Here is a 4221-nt window from a genome sequence, read left to right as displayed (position 1 = left end):
GGCCGCGGCTCGGGACGCCAGGTGGCCACCAGGGCCGCGGCCAGCAGGAGTTCGGCGAGATCGCCGCCGTAGTACATGATCTCCGCGCCGCCCTGCACCTCGGGGATCGGCGCATGGACGTCCACCCAGAAGCCGCCGTACATCAGCTGCGCCATGACGGCGTGCAGCGTGATGGCGCCGCCGAGCCAGAGCAGCCGGGCGCGGACGCCGGGGCGGCCGGGGACCGGGTCGGGCCCCGCGACGACGTAGGCGAACAGGCAGCCCGACAGCAGGAAGTGGGCGTGCAGCAGCCAGTGCGCGGCCGGGTGGGCCATGGCGGTGTCGTAGAGCGGCGTGAAGTAGAGGACCCCGAGGCTGCCGGTGGACAGCGTCAGGGCGATGGCCGGATGGGCGAGCACGCGGGCGGGGCGGCTGTGCAGGACCGAGGTCAGCCGGCGGGCCCTGGGGGCGGGCAGGGTGCGCAGCAGAAGGGTCACGGGAGCGCCGAGCACCAGGGCGAGCGGGGCGTACATGCCGATGAGCATGTGCTGGGCCATGTGACCGCGGAAGTCGCGGTGCGCGAACGGCGCGAGGGGCGGCAGCAGCGCCGCGGCCAGCAGCCCGAGCCCCGCGACGAAGCACGCCGTGCGCCAGGGACTCCAGCCCAGGGCCGGGTTGCGGCGCCGGGCCCGGTGCGCCAGCGAGAGGTAGCCGACGGCGCAGGCCGACAGGGCGAGCGCGGGGAGCAGGATCTCCAGCAGGCCACCGCCGCCGGAGCCGTGGTCCATCGGGTGCGTGCCGTGGTTCATCGGACCTCTCCCGCCGCTTCACGGGCGACGGAGCCCTCGGGGTCGAAGGGCCCTCCGCCGCGCTGGAGCAGCCAGCCGCCGGCCAGCAGCAGGGCGCCCAGCGCCAGGAAGCCGAGGTCCCACCAGAGCTGGTGAGGGCCCCCGCGGACGTGGTGGATGCCCAGGATCTGGTGGTCCAGGAGGCCTTCCACGAGGTTGAAGACGCCCCAGCCGGCCAGGATCCACCCCCACAGCACCCGTGAGGCCCACACCCGGCGCCGGTCGCGGGTGACCCGGGAGTAGAGGATGCCCAGACCGGTCAGGACGGAGAGCCAGCACACCACATGGAAGATCCCGTCCCACAGGGTGTTCATCTCCAGCCCCGAAACCGTGTGGGGGTCGTAGTACTTCACGCCGATGCGGTCGTGGTTGGTGCTGGTGAGCATGTGGTGCCACTGCAGCAACTGGTGCAGCACGATGCCGTCGACGAAACCGCCCAGGCCCACCCCCAGGACGATCCCCGGCAGTTGAAGGCCGGCGGGCGCCGGACCGGTCGTCGACTCACCCGTGGTGGTTGCCATCGCCGTGTCTCCGTCCCCTCGGAAATATGGCGGCCCGCCCGCACGCGCGGGTCCCGGACAGGCGAGGTCCCGGTCGTACGAGCCGCAGCCGAACTCCCTACGGACTATCAGCTCCCGCTCCGCCCCGCTGCCGGGCCTCCCGGCGTTTGGCCGACTTCGAGCGGCACCGCGAACGTGACGGACCGTGCCACGGCCATTGACTCGGCGGAGCCGCATTGGTTGAGTGGCTCATCCACTGAGCCACTGGGAGGACGGCGTGGAGGCACTGCCCCGCGAGACCATCGTCGATGTCCTGGAGAGCCGTCTGCGCGAGGACATCCTCGCCGGACGCCACCCGGCCGGCAGCTACCTGCCGCCGGAGCGCACGCTCGCCGACGGATACGGCGTCACCCGCACCACCCTCAAGCACGCGTTCGGACGCCTGGCCCAGGCCGGGCTGCTGGAGACCCGGCACGGTGTCGGCACCCGCGTACGGGACTACCTGCGCCTGGGCGGCGCCGACCTGCTGCCCATGCTCGTACGGCACAGCCCCGACTGGATCGGCGAGATCTTCGAAGTACGGCGCCACATCGGCACGTTGATCGCCGAACGCGCCGCCGCCCGGGCGACCGGCCGCCAACGGGCCGAACTGCGCGCGCTCCTGACGGCCGTGGGTGAGGCGGCGGACGCCGACGCCGTGCAGCTCGCGGACATCGAGGTCCACCGGGCCCTGGCCCGCGCCACCGGCAACCGCGTCTACGTCCTGCTGACCAACACCCTCTTCAACGCCTATCTGCCGGTGCGCGCCGCGCTCAGAGGGCCGTTCGAGGACGCCGAGGCGGCACGCGGGCGCCTGGAACCGGTGGTCGGCGCGGTGGCGGCCGGCGACGAGGCCGGCGCCCGGCGGGCCGCCGGACGGTACCTGACGGCGACCGAGCGGATCATGCTGGAGGGCCTCGCGTGAGCGCGGACCCGACCCCACGCACGGCCACGGGCGACAGTGGTCCGTCCGCGCGCGGCACCGGCTTCAGCGAGACGATGCTCGGCACACTGACGCTCGACGACGAGGACCACGCCCGCCGGGTCCGCCTCGATCTGACCGTCTCGGCGGACCACCCGCTGCGGCTCCTCGGCACCACCCACGCCCGGGCCACCGGCCGCATCCGCGTCGCCGGCTGGGCCGACGACCCCTACGTGCAGGGCGAGTTGGAGATATCACCCCTCGCGCGCCGCCGTATCCGCTACCGCGTCACCTTCACCACCGACGGCCGCCGGGTCACTCTCGACGGCTGGAAGTCCGTCACCCCGCGCAGGCCCGTCGCGTCGATGACCGTACTGCCGTACACCCTCTACGAGGACGGCGCCCGGATCGGCACGGGCGCCCTGCGCTTCCCCCTCGGTACCCAACTCCTCCCGTTCCTGGCCAGTTTCCGCTTCCCGCGCAGGGAGGACCCCGGCGCCTTCCTCGCACCCCGCTGGCAGGGCGAGCCGGGCCGCACCGAGGTCTGGTACACCACCGTCACCGACCCGGACACCGGCAGCGGACTGTGGCTGCACCACGAACTGACCGCCCCGGCCGACGGATCCGAGCCGTACGCGCACGGCTGGGCCGCGGTCTTCCCCAAGGACGGCCCCGTGCGGCACGCCCGCTTCGGCCCCGCCGCATGGACACCCGGGAGGACCGGATTCAGCGCCGACGGGGTCACGGTCCGGCCCGGACACCTGACCGGATCGGCCGAAAACGGCGCCCTGTGCTGGGACCTCACCGAACGGCCCGCGGACGAGCCGCTGTTCACCTTCCCCCGCTGGTCCTGGCGCCGGCCCCTGCTGCCGGCCGCACAGATGCTCCCCGCCGCGCGGGCCTCCTACGACGGCACCTTCACCCATGACGGCACCACGCTGACACTCACCGGGGCCCCCGGCGCGTCCGCCCGGATCTACGGCCACGGAAACGCCCGCCGCTGGGCCTGGCTGCACGCCGACCTCGGCGGCGGAGACGTACTGGAGGCCGTCGCTGCCGTGTCCATGCGCCCGGGACTGCGCGGCCTTCCCCCCTTGGTGTTCCTCCGGCTGCGCCGGCACGGCCGCGACTGGCCGCGGCGACCCGAGCGGCCGGCCGTCGGCTGGGCCGGCGCGGGGCGCTTCCGCGCCGACATCGCCCTGCCCACCTGGACCGTCACCGGCCGCAGCGGTCCGCGCCGGATCCGCGTGGAGGTCACCCAGCCCGCCGACCGCACGCTCGCCCTGGACTACACCGACCCCGACGGCGGGCACGCGACGTGCCGCAACAGCGAACGCGCCGACGCGCACGTCCTGTTGGAACGGTGGTGGTTCGGCGGCTGGCGCACCGAGGCGGAGTGGACGCTCGACGGCACGGCGCACGCGGAGGTGGGCACACGATGAGTCTCGACGGCCTCGTCTCCGCCCTCATCGCCGACGACGGCACCGGCGACTGGCCCCGGCGCGTCCCCGCCCGGCTGGAGACGGTCCTCACCACGATGCCGCTCGCCGCCCGGGCCGGCCTGCGGGCAGCCGCGCGCGGCGTGGACGCCTACGCCGTGGCCCGCACCGGACGCACCCTCGGGGCACTCACCCCGCCAGAAAGGGAGTCCGTACTGGGGGAGTTGTCCGCACGGCCCGCCCTCCTGCCGCTGCTGGACGTGCTCAAGGTCCCGGTCCTGCTCGCGGCCGGCACGGAACGGATGCTCCACGACGGTCCCGCACCACGCGGCCGCGCACGTCAGGACCCGCCGCTGGACCTGACACCCGCGTCCGCGTGGCCCGCTCGCAGCACCGCCGACGCCGTGGTCGTCGGCTCGGGCGCCGGCGGCGCGCTCATCCTCGTCCTGGAGAACAAGGCCGTCTCCCTCGAGGAATCCGGCGCCTTTATGCAC

Annotated in this window: 4 protein-coding genes and 1 pseudogene; 3 read left to right on the top strand and 2 right to left on the bottom strand. The window is 74.1% G+C overall.

The window, feature by feature from the left end; translation table 11 throughout:
- A partial coding sequence (locus ACWEN3_RS42565) for a cytochrome c oxidase assembly protein (RefSeq protein WP_452982937.1) occupies positions 1 to 788 on the bottom strand: 788 nt, incomplete at its 3' end.
- Entirely contained in the window at positions 785 to 1348 is a 564-nt protein-coding gene (locus ACWEN3_RS42560) for a DUF2243 domain-containing protein (protein WP_452982934.1), read from the bottom strand. The genes ACWEN3_RS42560 and ACWEN3_RS42565, both read right to left, overlap by 4 nt.
- 256 nt (positions 1349 to 1604) lie before the next feature.
- On the opposite strand from ACWEN3_RS42560, the gene ACWEN3_RS42555 reads away from it, so the two are divergent.
- The 3 genes and pseudogenes from ACWEN3_RS42555 to ACWEN3_RS42545 form a co-directional block, all read left to right on the top strand.
- Positions 1605 to 2291 (top strand): FadR/GntR family transcriptional regulator, encoded by a 687-nt coding sequence (locus ACWEN3_RS42555; protein ID WP_452982931.1) that lies wholly within the window; start codon positions 1605 to 1607, stop codon positions 2289 to 2291.
- Complete coding sequence (locus ACWEN3_RS42550) at positions 2288 to 3730, top strand: hypothetical protein (RefSeq protein WP_452982928.1); 1443 nt, start codon at positions 2288 to 2290, stop codon at positions 3728 to 3730. The genes ACWEN3_RS42555 and ACWEN3_RS42550 overlap by 4 nt, the downstream gene beginning before the upstream one ends.
- Positions 3727 to 4221: pseudogene (locus ACWEN3_RS42545) on the top strand (hypothetical protein); the annotation flags it as partial. The gene ACWEN3_RS42550 and the pseudogene ACWEN3_RS42545, both read left to right, overlap by 4 nt.

The sequence above is a fragment of the Streptomyces sp. NPDC004561 genome (assembly GCF_053602155.1).
Note: the sequence above shows the minus strand (reverse complement) of the source record. Positions and strands in the feature narration are given on the sequence as shown.